General features: G+C 72.4%; 15 protein-coding genes and 2 riboswitches. Of the genes, 10 read left to right on the forward strand and 5 right to left on the reverse strand.

The genetic code is table 11. The annotated features are described in order from the left end of the window. Positions 1–46: 46 nt before the first annotated feature. Positions 47–973, reverse strand: coding sequence for an SDR family oxidoreductase (locus tag H180DRAFT_RS09795; protein WP_055485576.1), 927 nt, complete (start codon positions 971–973; stop codon positions 47–49). A gap of 229 nt (positions 974–1,202) precedes the next feature. Here H180DRAFT_RS09795 and H180DRAFT_RS09800 point away from each other — a divergent pair, with 229 nt between their 5' ends. The 4 genes from H180DRAFT_RS09800 to H180DRAFT_RS09815 all read left to right on the forward strand — a co-directional run bounded on the left by H180DRAFT_RS09800 (position 1,203) and on the right by H180DRAFT_RS09815 (position 5,214). Further along, positions 1,203–1,721, forward strand: a complete 519-nt coding sequence (locus H180DRAFT_RS09800) for a DUF4240 domain-containing protein (RefSeq protein ID WP_175437746.1) — start codon at positions 1,203–1,205, stop codon at positions 1,719–1,721. 116 nt (positions 1,722–1,837) lie between these two features. After that, the gene (locus tag H180DRAFT_RS09805; RefSeq protein WP_055485577.1) at positions 1,838–2,779 is read left to right on the forward strand and encodes a TIGR01777 family oxidoreductase; all 942 of its coding nucleotides are present in this window, start codon (positions 1,838–1,840) and stop codon (positions 2,777–2,779) included. Positions 2,780–3,011: 232 nt separating this feature from the next. Further along, entirely contained in the window at positions 3,012–4,538 is a 1,527-nt protein-coding gene (locus H180DRAFT_RS09810) for an FAD-dependent oxidoreductase (protein ID WP_368073118.1), read from the forward strand. A 385-nt stretch (positions 4,539–4,923) separates the two neighbouring features. Continuing rightward, complete coding sequence (locus tag H180DRAFT_RS09815) at positions 4,924–5,214, forward strand: hypothetical protein (RefSeq protein WP_055485578.1); 291 nt, start codon at positions 4,924–4,926, stop codon at positions 5,212–5,214. 54 nt (positions 5,215–5,268) lie between these two features. On the opposite strand, the gene H180DRAFT_RS09820 is transcribed toward H180DRAFT_RS09815, so the two are convergent. Continuing rightward, complete coding sequence (locus H180DRAFT_RS09820) at positions 5,269–5,691, reverse strand: DnaJ family domain-containing protein (RefSeq protein WP_055485579.1); 423 nt, start codon at positions 5,689–5,691, stop codon at positions 5,269–5,271. 434 nt (positions 5,692–6,125) lie between these two features. On the opposite strand from H180DRAFT_RS09820, the gene H180DRAFT_RS09825 reads away from it, so the two are divergent. The 3 genes from H180DRAFT_RS09825 to H180DRAFT_RS09840 all read left to right on the forward strand — a co-directional run bounded on the left by H180DRAFT_RS09825 (position 6,126) and on the right by H180DRAFT_RS09840 (position 9,353). Beyond that, a complete protein-coding gene (locus tag H180DRAFT_RS09825) occupies positions 6,126–6,662 on the forward strand; it encodes a TerD family protein (protein WP_079099971.1) in 537 nt (178 codons plus the stop codon). Between the two features lie 265 nt (positions 6,663–6,927). After that, complete coding sequence (gene nhaA, locus H180DRAFT_RS09835; RefSeq protein WP_055485580.1) at positions 6,928–8,802, forward strand: Na+/H+ antiporter NhaA; 1,875 nt, start codon at positions 6,928–6,930, stop codon at positions 8,800–8,802. A 98-nt stretch (positions 8,803–8,900) separates the two neighbouring features. Further along, positions 8,901–9,353: a VOC family protein gene (locus tag H180DRAFT_RS09840; RefSeq protein ID WP_055485581.1), complete on the forward strand. Its 453-nt coding sequence runs from the start codon at positions 8,901–8,903 to the stop codon at positions 9,351–9,353. 79 nt (positions 9,354–9,432) lie between these two features. Here H180DRAFT_RS09840 and H180DRAFT_RS09845 read toward each other — a convergent pair whose 3' ends face one another. Beyond that, complete coding sequence (locus H180DRAFT_RS09845; RefSeq protein ID WP_055485582.1) at positions 9,433–10,029, reverse strand: histidine phosphatase family protein; 597 nt, start codon at positions 10,027–10,029, stop codon at positions 9,433–9,435. A 98-nt stretch (positions 10,030–10,127) separates the two neighbouring features. Further along, positions 10,128–10,283, forward strand: a riboswitch (cobalamin riboswitch). A 36-nt stretch (positions 10,284–10,319) separates the two neighbouring features. Here H180DRAFT_RS09845 and H180DRAFT_RS09850 point away from each other — a divergent pair. Together H180DRAFT_RS09850 and H180DRAFT_RS09855 are read left to right on the forward strand one after the other, a co-directional pair. Continuing rightward, positions 10,320–10,553 carry a CbtB domain-containing protein gene (locus H180DRAFT_RS09850; RefSeq protein WP_055485583.1) on the forward strand — a complete coding sequence of 78 codons (234 nt, stop codon included), beginning with the start codon at positions 10,320–10,322 and terminating at the stop codon, positions 10,551–10,553. A 13-nt stretch (positions 10,554–10,566) separates the two neighbouring features. Continuing rightward, positions 10,567–11,331 carry a CbtA family protein gene (locus tag H180DRAFT_RS09855; protein WP_055485584.1) on the forward strand — a complete coding sequence of 255 codons (765 nt, stop codon included), beginning with the start codon at positions 10,567–10,569 and terminating at the stop codon, positions 11,329–11,331. A 172-nt stretch (positions 11,332–11,503) separates the two neighbouring features. Here the strand turns inward: H180DRAFT_RS09855 and metE are convergent, their stop codons facing one another. Then, positions 11,504–13,849, reverse strand: coding sequence for a 5-methyltetrahydropteroyltriglutamate--homocysteine S-methyltransferase (metE, locus tag H180DRAFT_RS09860; RefSeq protein WP_055485585.1), 2,346 nt, complete (start codon positions 13,847–13,849; stop codon positions 11,504–11,506). A 144-nt stretch (positions 13,850–13,993) separates the two neighbouring features. Continuing rightward, positions 13,994–14,220, reverse strand: a riboswitch (cobalamin riboswitch). A 513-nt stretch (positions 14,221–14,733) separates the two neighbouring features. On the opposite strand from metE, the gene H180DRAFT_RS09865 reads away from it, so the two are divergent. After that, entirely contained in the window at positions 14,734–16,134 is a 1,401-nt protein-coding gene (locus H180DRAFT_RS09865) for a cytochrome P450 (RefSeq protein WP_254665947.1), read from the forward strand. A 261-nt stretch (positions 16,135–16,395) separates the two neighbouring features. Here H180DRAFT_RS09865 and H180DRAFT_RS09870 read toward each other — a convergent pair. After that, positions 16,396–17,139: Ig-like domain repeat protein (locus tag H180DRAFT_RS09870; RefSeq protein ID WP_217628746.1), on the reverse strand; the 744-nt coding region annotated here is incomplete at its 5' end.

Raw genomic sequence — 17,139 nt, forward strand, 5'->3', positions numbered from 1 at the left:
CGGGCCACCGGCTGCCGGTCACCGGTAACGGGCCACCGGTAGCGGGTCACCGGTAGCCGGTCACGTCCGCGGTCGGGCTCTCCTGGTCGACCTCGACCAGGTAGCGCCAGGCGTCCGGCGCCGACCCGTCGGCGTCGGTGAACCCGTACTCCTTCGCCAGTCCGCCGCTGGAGAGGGACTGCCCGTTGAGGCGGGCCACGTCCGGATCGGCGGCGAGCGACGCCACGGCGCGTCCGACGAAGACGGGCGACTCGGAGATCGCGAAGTGCGGGTTCTGCGCGGCGCCGTCGAGCCAGTTCTCCTCCGTCACCTTGAAATGCGTGTCGAGCATCGCCTCGGAGCGCAGCCAGCCCGGCGTGAGACAGACGGCGGTCGCGCCGTACTCCGGCAGTTCCTCGGCCAGAGCGCGGGCCATCCTCAGCGGTCCGTACTTGGCCAGGTCGTAGTAGAACGGCTTGCGGTAGTGGGGGCCGTTGTACTCCTCGGTGCCGTCGGTGACTTCGACGACGAGCCCGCCCGGCCGCCGGATGAGCAGCGGGATCGCGTACCGGCTGGTGACGATGTGCGTCTCGATGCCGAGCCGCAGCATGCGCATCCCCTGCTCCAGGTCGTGCTCCCACATCTTCCGGTCCCACTGGACGAGGTGGTCGCCGCCCCAGATGTCGTTGACGAGGACGTCCAGGCGGCCCTGCTCGTCGTCGATGCGCTCGATCAGTGCCCTTACCTGCCCGGGCTCCAGGTGGTCGACGGGTACGGCGACGCCCCGGCCACCGGCCTCGTCGACCAGCTCCGCCGTGCCCTCGATCGTCTCGCTCGCGCGGCCGACCTCGCTGACGTGCTCGCGGGTGGTGCGGCCCGTCGCGTACACGGTCGCTCCCGCTCTCCCCAGCTCCACCGCCATCGCCCGGCCCGACCCCCGTGTCGCGCCCGCGACCAGCGCGACCTTGCCCGCCAGCGCCCCTGTTGTGTTCACCCGTCGTCCTCCCTCGTGTCCGGCGACCCTTGCGGACAGCACGCTCGCACGGAAACCGGACACCTTCTGTCGAGCTTTCCGGCTTTCCGCGGCCCGTCCGGTACGAGTGCCTCATGGGATGGTCACAACTGCCGCACATTGAGACCTCGACGCGCCCCGGTAACGACAAGGCGGCATCCGAGGGAGTCCACGTGCGTCTGGCGGGTACAAGGCGGATGCTGTGTTCGTGATGGACGAGACCGAGTTCTGGGCGCTGATCGATTCGACCCGCGAGGACGCCGAGGGCGACCCCGAGGAGCAGGCCGACCTGCTCATCGAGAAGCTGACGCGCCTCGATCCGGACGCCGTGACGTTCTTCGCCCGGCATTTCGAGTCCCGCTACAACCGCGCCAACCAGTGGGACCTGTGGGCGGCGGCGTGGATTCTGCTGGACGGGGTCAGCGACGACGCCTTCGACGCCTTCCGCTGCTGGCTCATCGGCCAGGGCCGCGAGGTGTTCGAGACCGCGGCGCACGACGCCGACTCCCTCGCCGACGTGCTGGAGGGCTTCGACGAGGAGCTGGACGGAGACGCCGAGGACCTCGGCTACGCCGCCGACGAGGCGTACGAGCAGCTCACCGGCACGGTCATGCCCGATCTCGGCCTTCCCGAGCCGCAGGAGGACCCGACCGGCGTCTCCCTCAACCTGGAGGACGAGGCGGCCCTCGCCGAACGACTCCCCAAACTCTGGGACCGCTTCCGCGGCTGACCCGCCCGCTCCCGCCGTCGCCCGGGCGGGGGCCGGAACCACGCGGCACGCCCCGCCAAGAACGCCGCGGTGCGCGGCGCTTCAGCTGCGGCGGCCCCAGGCGGCAGGATGGTGCCATGCGTATCGCGGTCTCCGGTTCAACCGGCCTCATCGGCACGGCCCTCTGCCGTTCGCTCCGTGCGGACGGCCACGACATCGTCCGCCTCGTCAGGCGCGCCCCCCAGGAGGCCCGGCGCTACGAGAGCGCGGGCCGCGGCCCCGCCGGAGGCGGCCCGCTGCCGTCGGAGGTGCGGTGGGATCCGAAGGGCCGGTACGTGGATGCCGCCGGTCTCGTCGGATGCGACGCCGTGGTCCACCTCGCGGGCGCCGGCGTCGGGGACCGCCGCTGGACCCCCGCGTACAAGAAGGAGATCCGTGACAGCCGGGTGCTGGGCACCGCGGCCGTCGCCGACGCGCTCGCCTCACTCGACGAGCCGCCCCGCACGCTGATCGTGGGCTCCGCCATCGGCTACTACGGCGACACCGGATCGCGTGCCGTCGACGAGAGCGCTCCGCCCGGCGACGACTTCCTCGCCAACGTGTGCCAGGAGTGGGAGGAGGCCGCGGTCGCAGCGCAGGAGGCCGGGATCCGTACGGTCTTCGCCCGCACCGGCCTGGTCGTCGCGCGTGAGGGCGGTGCGTGGGGGCCGCTGTTCCGGATCTTCAAGGCGGGGGCCGGCGGCCGGCTCGGCAGCGGCCACCAGTACTGGAGCCACATCGCTCTGCACGACCACATCGCTGCGCTGCGTCATCTGCTGGACCGGGAGGATCTGTCGGGCCCGTTCAACCTCACGGCTCCGGAGCCCGTCACCAACCGGGAGGCGACCGCCGCGATGGGCCGCGTCCTGCACCGGCCCACGCTCTTCCCCGTGCCGGCGCCGGTGCTGCGGGCGGCGCTGGGCGAGTTCTCGAAGGACGTGCTGTGCAGCCAGCGCGTGGTGCCGAGGCGGCTTCTCGAATCGGGCTTCACGTTCGCGTTTCCCGGCATCGAAGACGCGGTACGCGCCGCACTGCGCTGACGGCACGGCCGGCCCGGCGGGGCGCCCGCCGCCACCCCGGGATTCTGCGTGGGGCTGTGCCGCAGCCTGATCGAAGCGGTGTGCGACCGCCGTGCGCCCGTGCTCTGCCCGTGTGCCACTGACCGCGACCGGGCAGATGCGTAGAGTCCGGATCCTTACGGTTCACCAGCGCCGCGCCGGGCAGTACGGATGCAGGACGGCCCTCACCGCGCGCCGACCCCCGGGAGGCACCGTGCGCTCCAGCGAGATGTCACGCCCAGGCCGTGCACAGACCCCGGACGCAGACGTCGTCGTCGTCGGCGCGGGCCTCGCCGGCCTCACCGCGGCACACCACCTCACGGCCGCAGGACTGCACGTCACGGTGCTGGAGACCACGTCACAGGTGGGCGGACGGATGGCCACGGAGAACGTCGACGGCTACCTGCTGGACCGCTGCGGGCGGCTGCTGTGCCCCGACTGGCCGGAGTTCCGGCGGCTCCCCGCGCTGGCCACGCTGGAGATGCGCCCCTTCTCGCCCGGCGCCGTGCTGCGCGCCGACGGCCGCATACACCGCATAGGCGACCTGCGCCGCACCGTCGGGCGTCTGCCCCTGGGGCTCGGAGCGCGTGCGGTGCCCCCGGAGGCACCCGCCAACGTGTACGCGGAGGCCGCGGTCACCGCCGGCCGCACCGAACGGGCCGAGCGGCGCACAAGGAGCGCACTGGACCCGGCGCGCTCCGCCGCCGGCTCCCTCGGCCGGACCTCCTGGGGCATCTCCCGCCGGCGCCCGGGACGGGGCATCTCCCGCCAGGCGCAGGGGGCCACCGGCGCGCTCGACCTCGCCCGGCTGCGCGGCGCGCTGACGCGGTTCGCGAGCGTGCCCTGCGACCGGCTGCTCGCTCGTACCGAACTCCCCGCCGCCCAGGCCCTCTCGGCACGCGGACTGCCCGCCCGCACCGTGGGTTCGCTGGTCCGTCCGCTGCTCTCCGCGCTGCTCTCCGACCCCGCACTGACGACTTCCAGCCGCGTCGCCGACCTGACGCTGCGCGGCTTCGTGCGCGGCGGCTGCTGCCTGCCCGCGGGCGGCATGTCGGCCGTCCCGGAACTGCTCGCCGCGGCGCTGCCCGAGGGCACCGTGCGCACGGACGTCACGGCCGTGGCGGTCACGACGAACACCGTCACCACCCGCGACCACGGCACCCTCGCCTGCCGCGCCGTCGTCGTGGCCACCGGCGCGGCCGACGCGGGCGTGCTGCTTCCCGGGCTGCGAGTGCCGGACTTCCACCCGATGACCGTCCTGCACCACGCCGTCGACGAGGCGCTGCCGCTGTCGCCCTCGCTGCTGGTCGACGGGGACGCGGCACGGCACGGGCCGGTGTCCCACTCGTGGGCCGCCTCCGCGGTCGATCCCGCACGGGCGCGGCCCGGACGCGCGGGCCTCGTCACCTCGGTGGTGCTCGGCACCTCGGCGGCGCAGCCGCTCGCCTCGCTGGAGGAGGCGGCCCGCTCCCAACTCGCCACGCTCCACGGGGTGCCGACGAGGCGCTGGAGCCTGCTCGCGGCGCACCACGATGCGCAGGCGGTCCCCGCCATGCCTGCCCCGCACGACATGCGGCGCCCGGTGCGGCTGCTCTCCGGTCTCTACGTGTGCGGTGAGCACCGCGACACCAGCACGGTCCAGGGCGCACTCGTCTCGGGACGCCGGGCCGCGCACGAGGTGCTGCGCGACTTCAGGCTGCCGCTGCCCGTGAGCGGGGGTCCGCTGACCACGGCGGCGTGAGGGAACGGGGGATTGACGGGCGGAGAGACGCGGGGGAAAGGGGTCGCCCACCTCACGCGGGCAGCCGCACGCTGATTTGTGCGCCGCCCCCTGGGGCGTGCGCGGCGGTGATCGTCCCGCCGGGACGGTCCACGAGCCGGGCGGCTGTCCGAGGAGTGTGAGGGCGGCGTACCGAAGACGTCAGCGGTCCCCGCGGGCCGCGGAGCGAGTACCCCGAACTTGCCCTGTGAGCAGGGAAGTCGACCTTCTTCCGGCACCCTTCGCTGTCAGTGCCCGGCGGTATTCTGGGAACCAGAACGACGCGGAATCCAGGCCCGTTCCAGCACGTCAGCACACCAGTCGCGTCAGTACGTCACCCACGTCACGACGTTCACGGAGGTCGCCGATGACCGCAGCCGCAGCCAGCAACCTGACGCCCCCTCTGCCGCTCGCCTTCCCCGTCACGGGGGATGCCCCGCTCCCGAAGAAGCGGCTCCCGGCGGGCCGCCCGCGGGAGTGGTATGTCTCGCACAACCGGCAGCTGAAGGCGATGCGCATAGCCATCGCTCTGCTCGACTCCGGTGTCTACACGCCGGGTCAGGCCCGTGACCACACGATCCGCCGCACAGCGGCACGCATCGGCGTGCACCCGCCGTCCAACACCACGTGCAGGCTGGTGCGTTCACTGCTCCCGTAGGCCTGTCCGGCAGGCGGGCCGTGCGGCCCGCAGGCGGCCCGTCCGAAGGCCGCGTCAGGTGCCGGGGCCGCCCGCCCCGCGGTCCCGGCCCTCGCGCCATCCGGCCACGACCCGCTCCACGTCGTACGGGGTGAGATTGAGCGGCGGCCCGGAGAGCGGCCGGCGGATGGCCTCGCGGATCTTGTCGTTGATCCCGTTCACGATCCGCCGCACCTCCTTCTCCGAGGGTGCGCGCGAGGCGGCGTCGAGCGCGTCCTGGGCCTCCTTGCGCAGCGCAAGGGTCGGCGGCAGGTGCGACAGGCCCTCGTCGCGCATCTTCTGCTTCAGCCACCAGTTCTCGTCGTACGGGGCGCCGGCGTCCCGCAGCGGTTTGCCGGCGCCGGGAAGGTCCTCGAAGGCGCCGCGCTCCTCCGCCTCACGGATCTGCTTGTCGGCCCAGGACTCGAAGGTGATGCCGGGCGGTTTCCGTTCGGTCATGGGGTCATTGTCCCGCAGACAGGCGGGGGCGGACAGGCGGCACAGGCCGTGTGCAGGTCCGTGTGCAGGTCCGTGCCTCGGTCTCTTTCGGAGACTCCGCTGCCGACGTCCCCCGTGCCGTAGCGGGCCTCACAGGGGGTACGGCGACCGGCGGGATCACGGAGCGCCGCGCTCACAGCCGGGGCGCCGGCGGCGTTCGCCGGGTGGCCGTCCGGCACGGACCCGCGGACGGACGGTCCGGCAGGGGGAGCAGGCCCCGCACGGCCGGACGGCCCGTACGGAATCCGGCGCGCGCCGGGTCTGCCGGCCGGCCGCCGTGCCGCACTCCCGCTCGTCCGTGACAGCCTGCTGAAACCGCTTCAACCCCGCTGCCCGGCAGTACAGTTGACCCTGCGAACGGCCGGATCGACGCTGGTCCAGGACCAGGGAGGGGGATGTCTGTGAGCAGTATCAACAAGGGGCTCGAGAAGATCGAGGTGACGCTGAAGTGGGATCCGAGTCCCATCGGTGAGCCGGTCCGTGACCTGGACCTCATCGCCGCCACGTACACGCGCGACGACCCGCACGGGGAGCCCGACTACCTCGTCCACTTCGACAGCCGTTCGCCGGACGGCACGATCACGCTCAACAGGGACAGCCGCACCGGCCAGGGCTTCGGTCCCGACGAGGCCATGACGCTGGAACTGGAGCGGCTCGCGGACACCTACGCGCGAGTGGTCGTGGGCGTGGCCATCCAGCAGGGCGGCGGGCGGATGACGTTCGGCGACGTGGCCAACTCACTGGTGGAGATCACCGAGGGGTACACCAAGCTGGCGGAGGACGACTTCTCGGGAGTGCCCCGCTCGACGGCGGCGACCGTCGCGGAGTTCGTCCGCTCGGACTCCGGGGCGTGGGAGCTGCGCGGCGGCGTCACCGGTTTCGACACCGAACCGGAGTCCTTCGTGCGGGAGATGGGCCGCGGGATCTCCTGAGCGGCGCGCGCCGACGCACACCTTCCGGTGCTGGGCCGGCGTGCGGCCCCTGGGACAGACTTGCGGAATGAGCGATTCCCAGGGGCCTTCCGGGTCTCCCGGCCCGACCGGTCCGCCGGGGTCCTCAGGGTCTCCGGGGTCTTCGGGGTCTCCCGGGCCCACGGGCTCCCGCGGCTCTTCGGGTGCCCGCGGCTCTTCGGGTGCCCGCGGCTCTTCGGGTGCCCCTGGCTCCTCTCCGGGCACCCGGCGTTCCGCCGGCAGGGAGATGGCCGGGCGGACCCCCTGGGCGAATCTCCACCGGCCGTTGCACCGGTTCCTGCGCACGGAGACCGGCAGCGCTGCGGTCCTGGTGGCGGCGACCATCGCGGCGTTGATCTGGGCGAACGTCGACTTCCACGCGTACGACCGGCTGTGGGCGACAAAGCTGTACGTGGGTGTCGCGGACGAGCGGATCTCGCTCGATCTGCACCACTGGGTCAACAGCGGGCTGATGACGCTGTTCTTCTTCGTCGTCGGGCTGGAGGCCCGCCGCGAGTTCGACATGGGCGATCTGCGCGAGCGGCGCCGGGTCGCCCTACCCGTCGTGGCGGGGCTCGGCAGCATGCTCGTGCCCGTCGGAATCTACCTCGCGTTCAACGCCGGCCACGCCTCCGCCCAGGGCTGGGGCACGGCGATGTCGACCGACACGGCCTTCGCGCTCGGCATGCTGGCCCTGGTGGCGCCGCGCTTTCCGCGGCGGCTGCGTACGTTCGTGCTCACCGTCACGGTCGTCGACGACGTCGTGGCGCTCGCCGTGATCGCCCTGGTCTACAGCGCAGACCTCGACCCCGTACCGCTGCTGACGGCCTGCGGGCTCTTCGCCGTCGCGCTGGCGCTGCGGCGGGCGGCTTTCTCCTCGGGCTCCTCGGGCTCCTCGGGCTTCCTCCAGGTGCTGCTCGGCGTGGCCATGTGGGTGGCGGTTCTGCAATCCGGCGTCGACCCCATCGTCACCGGACTCGTGCTGGGACTGCTGACGTCCGCCTACCCTGCGGCCCGCGTCGACCTGGAGCGTGCCAGCGGACTCTTCCGCCTCTTCCGCGAGCAGCCGACCGGGGAACTGGCGCGCACCGCGCGCAGCGGTCTCGCCGCCGCGATCTCGCCGAACGACCGGCTGCAGAACCTCTTCCACCCATGGACGAGTTACCTGATCGTCCCGCTCTTCGCTCTCGCCAACACGGGCGTTCCGATCACGGGAGACCTTCTCGCGCGCTCGTTCGCCTCGCCGATCACGCTCGGCATCATCGTCGGCGTCGTGGTGGGGAAACCGGTCGGCGTCCTCGGCTTCTCCTGGCTGCTGACACGTCTCAGCCGCGGACGGCTGCGGCCCTCGGTCGGCTGGGCGACGGTCGCCGGAGGCGGGACGCTCGCGGGCATCGGCTTCACCGTGGCCCTCCTCATCGCCGAACTCGCCTTCGAAGGCGAAGAGTTGGACGAGGCGAAGGTCGGCATCCTGACCGCCGCGCTGGCCGCGTGCCTCCTCACCTGGGCGGTCTCCCGGGCAACGGCGGCGCTGCCGCACCACGTCAAGGGCCGCGCGCTGCTGGGCACGACCGCTCCCCTGACGGACCTGACGACCGAGGTCGACGAGGAACGGGACCACGTGCGCGGCCCGTCCGACGCCACGGTCACGCTCGTGGAGTACGGCGACCACGAATGCCCGTACTGCGCCGGCGCCGAGCCCGTCATCCGCGCGCTGCTCGGCGACAGCGACGACGTACGCCACGTGTGGCGGCACCTGCCGCTCACCGACGTGCACCCCGGCGCGCAGCTGAGGGCCGAGGCCACCGAGGCCGCCGCGGCCCAGGGCGCCTTCTGGGAGATGCACGACTGGCTGCTGGCCCATCAGGGGGAGACGAGCGTCGCCACGCTGGTACGCCAGGCCGGTGTACTCGGCCTGGACACCGCCCGTTTCCGTGAGGATCTGCGCAGCCGCGCCGGTGCCGCCCGGATCGCGGAAGACGTCGGATCCGCCGACGAGAGCGGCGTGTCGGGCACTCCCACGTTCTTCGTCAACGGCCGCCGCCACCACGGCTCGTACGACAGCGCGGGCCTGCACGCTGCGGTACGCGCGGCGCGGCTGCGCGCCGACATCGGCGGGTGAGAGCGGATGTCACGGGCTGCCGCGTGTTACTGCCAGGGCGGCCCCCGGACGCGTCCATACGCTGCCAGGACACCGACTGAAGCAGGGAGACCGACACCGTGCGACGCGAAGACCTGCCCGCCCCGGAGACGGGCGTCCTCCTCACCCACTTCCTGACCGTCCGGGACGTGGCGCGCTCCCGCGCGTTCTACTCGGACACCCTCGGCGGCACGGTGGTGCTGGAGGAGAACCCGTGCATCGTCAGGCTCGCCAACGGCTGGCTCATCATGAACCCCGGCGGCGGACCCACGCCCGACAAGCCCGAAGTGACGCTGCGGCCGCCCGAGAACCCGCAGAGCGTCTCCGCCTTCCTCAACATCCGCGTGGCCGACATCCACGAGTGCTACCGCGAATGGAGCGCCAGGGGCGCGCAGTTCCTCACCCCTCCTATCGACCGCAAGGCCGAGCTGCGCTGCTACGTGCGCGACCCCGACGGCTACCTCATCGAGGTGGGACAGGCGACGGGAATGCTGGAAGGGATCTTCGCCGACACGCCGGGGACCAGCGGATGAGGATGCGAGGACGTGCCGGGACGAGCGGAAAACGAGCGATGACGAGCGAGGAGCCGGGCCGGGCCGACCGGGAGGCTTTCTACCTCCCGGGCAGTGCCGTGCCGGCCCGGAGGTTCCAGCGGCCGGAGCGGCCGCTGAGCTCCGTCGCCGTCAGCGGTGCGACGTCCAGCCGCCACAGGGTGCGGGCCGGTGCGCCCAGCGCGTGCACCACCAAGGCGCGCACGACGTCGGGTTCCACGACCGCCAGCACACGGCCCGGCACTTCGGCGACCTCCGTCAGCCACTCCCCCGTCCGCGCACACAGCTGCTCGACGGACTCCCCGCCGTGCGGAGCGGCGGCCGGATCCGACAGCCACCGCGCCACGCCATCCGGGTCGGCGGCACTCACCTCCTCCAGCGTCCGGCCGCGCCAGCGGCCCATGCCACAGCCGGCCAGCCGCTCGTCCCCGCCCGCGGCGGCGACGGCCACGCCGAGCAGTCCTTCGGCGGTCTGCGCACATCGCGGCGACGGCGAGACGGCCGTCCGCGCGGCGGACGCCGGCAGCGCGTCTGCCGCCGCGTTCGCCTCCCGCACGGACCGCAGCCCCGCAGGGCTCAGGGGAGTTCCGTCGTCGAAGCGGAACTCCTCGGACGCCTCGCTGCGGGCCGGCGAGATCAACGTCACTCGTGTGGTCATCGGAGCCCCTCCTCGCCGTGAACGGCGGCTTTCCGTACGGGAGTTGATCACATCTCGTCCCGGTGTCCGGGATGGGCGCCCTTGGCCGGGCAGGTGAAGTCGCGGTACCTTCCGCTGGTATCGATCAACGACGGCAGGGCGGAAGCCGGTGAGATTCCGGCGCGGTCGCGCCACTGTATGCCCTTTCCGGTCCGCTGCCGTGCGCAGCGTACGGGCAGGGGCGAGCCAGACCCGCAGGCCGTCACGAGCTCCACCGACAGGGACGCGAGTTCCCAACAGGAGGTCCTGCCATGGCACAGTCCATCGCCCCGCCCAGCTCCGCAACTCCCGCCTCCGGCGCAGCCGTTCCGGCAACGCTCCCGGTCAAGGCGATCCTTCCGTGGGCATTCTTCTTCGGTCTGCTGATGCTCGTCCTGCTGTACTTCGTCGGCGCGGAGCAGGGGGCCACGTCCCTCATCTCCGGCACGGGCGTGCACGAGTGGGTCCACGACGGACGCCACCTCCTCGGCTTCCCCTGCCACTGAGCGGGGGAGCACGATGAATTCCTCCACAGTGCGGACCCTCCTCGTACGCGGCATGCTCGCCGGTCTGGTCGCGGGGCTGTTCACCCTGGTGACGGCCTTTTTCCTGGGTGAGCCGCACATCGACGCGGCCATCGCCTACGAGGAGGCGCATGCGCACGAACACGGCGGCGAGGAGATCGTCAGCCGCGGCGTGCAGTCCACCGCGGGCCTCGCCACGGCCGTCCTGGTCTACGGCGTCGCGATCGGCGGCATCGCCTCGCTGGCCTTCAGCTTCGCTCTGGGACGCGTGGGCCGCTTCGGTCCCCGTGCCACGGCCCTGCTGCTGTCGGGTGCCGCGTTCGTGTGCGTGTACCTGGTGCCGTTCCTGAAGTACCCGGCCAACCCGCCGTCCGTGGGTGATCCGGCGAGCCTCGACAAACGAACTGCTCTGTACTTCCTGATGGTTCTGCTGAGTGTGCTGCTCGCCGTCGCGGCGACGATCCTCGGCAGGCGTCTCGCGCCGCGCATGGGCAACTGGTACGCGACGGTGACGGCCGTGGCCGGCTTCGTCCTCGTCGTCGGACTCGCCTTCGCCTTCCTCCCGTCCCTCAGCGAGCTTCCCGAGCACTTCCCGGCGCTGCTGCTGTGGCAGTTCCGGCTCTCGACGCTCGCCGTGCATCTGGTGCTGTGGGCGGCCTTCGGGCTGGCGTTCGGTCATCTCGCCGAGCGTGCCCTGGGGCCGGCGGCGGACGGAGAGAAGAAGACGGCACCGGCCGCCGCGGCACCCGCCGCCAACTGAAGGAAGAACGGAACAGCGCGACGCCCGTGATCCACGGGTCGTGCGCCGCTGCCGGGCACCCGCGTCGGGTGCCCGGCAGCGGCCTTTCATGATGCGTGCGCGGTGAGGCGCGGTGCGGGCACCGGCCCCGGCGAACCGGACCGGCGCCGCACCGCGCCGATGGGCCGCGTGCTCAGCCGCGGACCGTGCCCCCGGTCTCCGCGCGCACGGTCCGCGCCGCCTCGACCATGTGCTCCAGCGCCCGGCGGACCTCGGGCCAGGCGCGGGTCTTCAGCCCGCAGTCCGGGTTGACCCACAGCCTCTCCGCCGGGATCGCGCCGAGCCCCTTGCGCAGCAGCGACGCGACCTCGTGCGCGTCGGGCACCCGCGGGGAGTGGATGTCGTAGACGCCGGGGCCGACCTCGTTCGGGTAGCCGGCGGCGGCCAGTTCACCGGCGACCTGCATGTGGGAGCGGGCGGCCTCCAGACTGATGACGTCGGCGTCGAGGTCCGCGATGGCGGAGACGATGTCGCCGAACTCCGCGTAGCACATGTGCGTGTGGATCTGGGTGTCCGCGCGCACTGCGGAGGTGGCCAGGCGGAACGCCTCCGTCGCCCACGCCAGGTACTCCGGGCGGCGCCGCGCACGCAGGGGCAGCGTCTCGCGCAGGGCCGGCTCGTCGACCTGGACGACGGCGGTGCCCGCGGCCTCCAGGTCGGCGACCTCGTCGCGCAGGGCGAGTGCCACTTGGCGCGCGGTCTCTGCCTGCGGCTGGTCGTCGCGCACGAAGGACCACGCGAGCATCGTGACGGGGCCGGTCAGCATGCCCTTGACGGGCCGTGCGGTCTGCGACTGCGCGTAGCGCGTCCACTCCACCGTCATCGGCGCGGGCCGTGACACGTCACCCGCGAGGATCGGGGGACGGACGTAGCGGGTGCCGTAGGACTGGACCCAGCCGTGCTGCGTCGCCACGTAGCCGTTCAGCCGTTCCGCGAAGTACTGGACCATGTCGTTGCGTTCGGGCTCGCCGTGCACGAGCACGTCGAGTCCCGCCTGTTCCTGGAAGGCGAGGACATCACGGATCTCGGCGGCGATCCGCTTGTCGTAGCCTTCCGCGTCGAGCCGTCCGGCCCTCAGGTCGGCGCGCGCGGAACGCAGTTCACCGGTCTGCGGGAACGAGCCGATGGTGGTCGCCGGAAGCATCGGCAGCTTCAGCCGTGCCCGCTGCGCCGCTGCCCGCTCCGGGTAGGGGGCGGTGCGGCGCGCGTCGGCGTCGGTGACGGCTTCGGTGCGTGCCCGCACGGCGGGGTCGCGGGTGAGCGCGGCGGACGAACGGGAGGCGAGAGCCGAGGAGTTGGCGTGCAGCAGTCCCGCGATGACGTCGGTTCCCTCGCGCAGTCCCGTCGCGAGGGCGACGGCTTCCTCCACCTTCTGCCGGGCGAAGGCGAGCCAGCGGGCGACCTGCGGGTCGACGCCGCGCTCGGCCGCCGCGTCGAGCGGCACGTGCAGCAGCGAGCAGGACGGCGCCACATCGACGCGGTCGGCGAAGCCCAGCAGCGAGGCCAGGGTGGACAGCGACTTCTTCAGGTCGTTGATCCACACGTTCCGTCCGTCGACGACTCCCGCGACGAGCCGCTTGCCGGGCAGCCCGCCGGCGCGCGCCAGGTCATCCAGGTTCGCGGCGGCGGGGCCGGTGAAGTCCACCGCCAGCCCCTCGACGGGCGCCTTGGCGAGTACGGGCAGCGCGTCCCCGAGCCGGTCGAAGCAGGAGCCCACGAGCAGCGCGGGCCGGTCGGTGAGTCCGCCCAGCTCCCGGTAGGCGCGTGCCGCGGCGTTCAGTTCGGCGGGCGTGCGGTCCGCCACCAGCGCCGGCTCGTCGAGCTGGACCCAGCGCGCCCCGGCCGCGCGGAGGTCGGCGAGCACCTCGGCGTACACCGGCAGGAGCCTCTCCAGCAGCGTCAGCGGTTCGAAGTCCGGGGCCACGCCGGGCGCGGGCTTCGCGAGCAGCAGATACGTGACGGGGCCGACGAGGACGGGCCTGGCCTCGTGCCCCTCGGCGACGGCCTCGGACAGCTCGCCGGTCTGCTTCGCCGAGTTCGCCGCGAAGACCGTGTCCGGCCCCAACTCCGGTACGAGGTAGTGGTAGTTGGTGTCGAACCACTTCGTCATCTCCAGCGGCGCGACGTCCTGGGTGCCGCGTGCCATGGCGAAGTAGCCGTCCAGCGCGTCCGCCTCAACGGCGGCGCGGTGGCGTTCGGGGACCGCACCGACCATGACGGTGGTGTCCAGCACATGGTCGTAGAGGGAGAAGTCGCCGGTGGGCACTTCACGCACCCCGGCTTCCCTCAGCTGCCGCCAGTTGCCGCGGCGCAGCCCCGCGGCGGTCTCCCGCAGGGCGTCGGCGGTGACGCGGCCCTTCCAGTACCCCTCGACGGCCTTCTTCAGCTCACGGCCGGGGCCCTGCCGCGGATACCCGTGGACGGTGGCGCGGGGCTTCGTGGACGTCCTCGACGCCGCACCTTGGGACTTCGGTGTCACTCAACTCTCCTTCGCGAGTCTCGCCGGTGACCCGAGAGGCACGGGGCGAGGAGGAGAGGCGACGCGGCGGCACGCGCACTCACCGCGTGCTGCTCGCCCGTACCGCCGACCCGCCCTCGAGGTCACCGAGATCACCGCGTACGAGGCGCGCACGCGGGCAGTGGCAGGTCTTCGGACTCGCGGGCACACCGCGTCCGTGATCCACGGACGGGCTCCTACCGGCCGTCGCTTCCCGGGTCCGCTCGGACCCAGTGCGTATGACGGCTTTCGTTCCCACTCACCGCTGCGGGGCAGTTCCGGAGTCTCACCGGATTCCCTCTTGCGACGTACCTGTCTGGCGGACAGGCCGAACCGACTGCGTCTCCAGCGTACGAGGAGGTACGGCGCCGGCAAAGGCCACCGGGGTGAGGGGGACCTCATGCCCCGCAGCGGTTTGCCCGGCCGGGAGCCGTTCCGCGGGGGGCGTGGGCGGCAGAACGCGCCGCGACGGGCCCGCACGGGCGGGGACGGGCCCGTACGGGCGGGAGCGAAGACCCGCGGGGCCCGGACGCGAGCCGCGGGGCCCGGACGCAAGCCAAGCGCACCGGGCGCGAGCCACGGAGCCCGGACGCAAGCCAACCGGCCCGGGCACAAGCCACGGGGCCCGGGCACAAACCACGGGCCCGGACGCGAGCCACGGGAGGACAGCGCGGGCAGCCTGCACGGCGCGCCGGCCGCACCGGTGCGGAGCCGCTCCGCGCGGACGGAGCGCAGGGCCGTCCGGGTAGCGGCGGTGTGGCGCGCGTCGTGGAGCGGGCCACCGGTCCCAAGCTGCTGCCGGAGACTCAGCGCCCCGCCGGTGGCCAGGCCGGACGGGGCGGCCCGTTCCACGACGACTGGAGACGATGACCATGCCACCCCACACCGCGTCCGCGTCCTCGGCAGGGCCCGAGGCCGCGGCCGCACCGCACGTCCCCTCCCCCGCGGCCGCCGCAGACGGGACCGAAACCTCGGAGGCGGCCGAAGCCTTCGAGGCGGCAGGCCTGCCGCCGCAGACGAACCTCGCCGACCCGCGGTTCTGGCAACTGCCGCACGAGCAGCGGCACCTGGCGTTCGCCGTGCTGCGCGAGCGGGAGGCCCCCACGTACTTCGCACACCCCCAGCACGCCCTGCGCAAGCGGCAGCAGCCGGGTTTCTACGCTCTCGTCAGGCACGAGCACGTGCAGGAGGCCAGCCGCAACGCCGCCGTGTTCGGTAGCGCCCCGGGCGTCACCACGCCGCATCCCGCGCCGTGGGTGAAGGCCCTCTTCGGGGAGTCGATGGTCAACGTGGACGGCCGCGACCACGCCAAGCTGCGGAAGATCATCTCCCGGGCGTTCAGCCCGCGGCTGCTGGCGGGCGCCGAGAAGGACATCGAGGAGGTCGTCGCGACCGTCGTGGGGAACGCGGTGCGGCAGCCCTCCCGGGAATTCGTGACGGCCGTGGCCTCCCTCGTGCCCTGCGAGGTCGTGTGCAACATGATGGGCATTCCGCAGAAGCACCGGCCGCGTATCCTCGCGCAGCTCAACGACGCCTCGGAGAACATCGGCGTACGGCGCGGAGCAGGAGCGAAGTTCCGCATTCCCGGCAAGGGCCTGCGGGCGCTTGCCCGCATGCACGTCATGATCGCCATGCTCGCGCGGGAGCGCCGGCGCCGCCCCACCGGCGACCTCATCTCCGCGCTCGTCACCGCCGACGTCGACGGACAGTGCCTGGGCAACCGCCAACTCGGCGCGTTCTTCACCTTGTTGATGGTCGCCGGTGTGGAGACAACCCGCAACGCGATCTCCCACGGACTCTCGCTGCTCAGCGAGAACCCGGAGCAACGTGAGCTGTGGGAGAGCGACTTCGAGAAGTACGCGGACACCGCCGTGGAGGAGATCGTGCGGTGCTCCACCCCGATCATCCAGTTCCGCCGCACGCTGCGCACCGACCACGTCATGGGCGGCCGCACACTCCGCCAGGGCGAGACGGTGGCGATGTACTACGCCTCCGCCAACCGCGACGAGGCCGTCTTCGACGCCCCGGAGGCGTTCGACATCACCCGCGACCCCAACCCCCACCTCGGCTACGGCGGCGGCGGACCCCACCACTGCCTCGGCGCGCATCTCGCCCGGCAGGAACTCAAGGCGCTCTTCAAAGTGTTGCTCTCCGACTCCGTCGCCATGCGGGCCGCGGGCCTGCCGGATCTGGTGCCCTCCAGCTTCGACAACCGCATCCGGTCGCTGAAGTTCGAGGCCGCCTCGGAGGCCGTCGCGGCCGAGTGACCGGCGAGGAACAACTCCACGCGCTCGGGCGGCACTTGCCCGGCGCACCACATGGAACAGGCGAGGCTCCCCACCGTTGCACCGGTGTGTTCGCCCACTGGCGCAACGACAGGGAGCCTCGCCTCCGGACCGGAAGGCCGTTACCCGATTCATGTGTGATCGGGTAACGGCCTTCGTCACCGGCGTTGCCCCCGGATATGACGGGCTGCGCGCGAGGTGTGCGTGCGGCAACCCGTCACCGGAGCCTCCGGGGACGACCGGTCAGGGATTGACGGTGTGGCCCGCACTGCCCGCGGAAGCGGTGTAGTCACCGTCATCCGGGGTGTACGACGCCGTCACCGTGAACGGCGAACCCACCGTGGTGTTGTACGTGTGGCTGACAGTGGCCACACCACTCGACAGCGGCACGGCCGCCGAGGAGTTCCCGTCACCGAAGTCGAGCACCACCGACCCCGTCGGCGTACCCCCGCCCGGAGCGACGGCATTGACGTGGACGGTGAAGTCCACCTGCTGCCCCACCACCGAGGGATCCGGCAGATCGTCGAAGATCGTCGTGGTGGTGGCCGACGGATTCACCACGTGCGTGTCCTGGCCCGACGAACCGGTGTAGTCCCCGTCGTCGCTCGTGTACGTCGCCGTCACCGTGAACGGAGAACCGCTGACCGTGTCGTAGGCGTGCGGTGTGCTCGCCACGCCCGAAACCAGAGGCACGGCCGCGGAGACGTTCCCGTCACCGAAGTCGAACACCACCGACCCCGTCGGCGTACCCCCACCCGGGGAATCTGCCGACACCGTCGCGGTGAAGGTCACCGACTGACCGACGAGCGACGGATCGGGCGCACCCGCCACCGCCGTGGACGTCGCAGCGGCGTTCACCACATGCGAATCCACGCCCGACGAACCGGTGTAGTCCCCGTCGTCGCTCGTGTACGTCGCCGTCACCGTGAACGGAGAACCGCTCACCGTGTCGTACGCGTGCGGTGTCGAAGCCGCCCCGGACACCAG

This window comes from Streptomyces sp. WMMB 322 (assembly GCF_900090145.1).
Lineage (GTDB): Bacteria > Actinomycetota > Actinomycetes > Streptomycetales > Streptomycetaceae > Streptomyces.

Bases quoted from the DNA above. Each gene is read 5' to 3' on its own strand.
- H180DRAFT_RS09800 (WP_175437746.1), top strand. From the start codon at position 1,203: ATGGACGAGACCGAGTTCTGGGCGCTGATCGATTCGACCCGCGAGGAC.
- H180DRAFT_RS09805 (WP_055485577.1), top strand. From the start codon at position 1,838: ATGCGTATCGCGGTCTCCGGTTCAACCGGCCTCATCGGCACGGCCCTC.
- H180DRAFT_RS09815 (WP_055485578.1), top strand. From the start codon at position 4,924: ATGACCGCAGCCGCAGCCAGCAACCTGACGCCCCCTCTGCCGCTCGCC.
- H180DRAFT_RS09820 (WP_055485579.1), bottom strand. From the start codon at position 5,691: ATGACCGAACGGAAACCGCCCGGCATCACCTTCGAGTCCTGGGCCGAC.
- H180DRAFT_RS09825 (WP_079099971.1), top strand. From the start codon at position 6,126: ATGTCTGTGAGCAGTATCAACAAGGGGCTCGAGAAGATCGAGGTGACG.
- nhaA (WP_055485580.1), top strand. From the start codon at position 6,928: ATGGCCGGGCGGACCCCCTGGGCGAATCTCCACCGGCCGTTGCACCGG.
- H180DRAFT_RS09845 (WP_055485582.1), bottom strand. From the start codon at position 10,029: ATGACCACACGAGTGACGTTGATCTCGCCGGCCCGCAGCGAGGCGTCC.
- H180DRAFT_RS09850 (WP_055485583.1), top strand. From the start codon at position 10,320: ATGGCACAGTCCATCGCCCCGCCCAGCTCCGCAACTCCCGCCTCCGGC.
- H180DRAFT_RS09855 (WP_055485584.1), top strand. From the start codon at position 10,567: ATGAATTCCTCCACAGTGCGGACCCTCCTCGTACGCGGCATGCTCGCC.
- H180DRAFT_RS09865 (WP_254665947.1), top strand. From the start codon at position 14,734: ATGACCATGCCACCCCACACCGCGTCCGCGTCCTCGGCAGGGCCCGAG.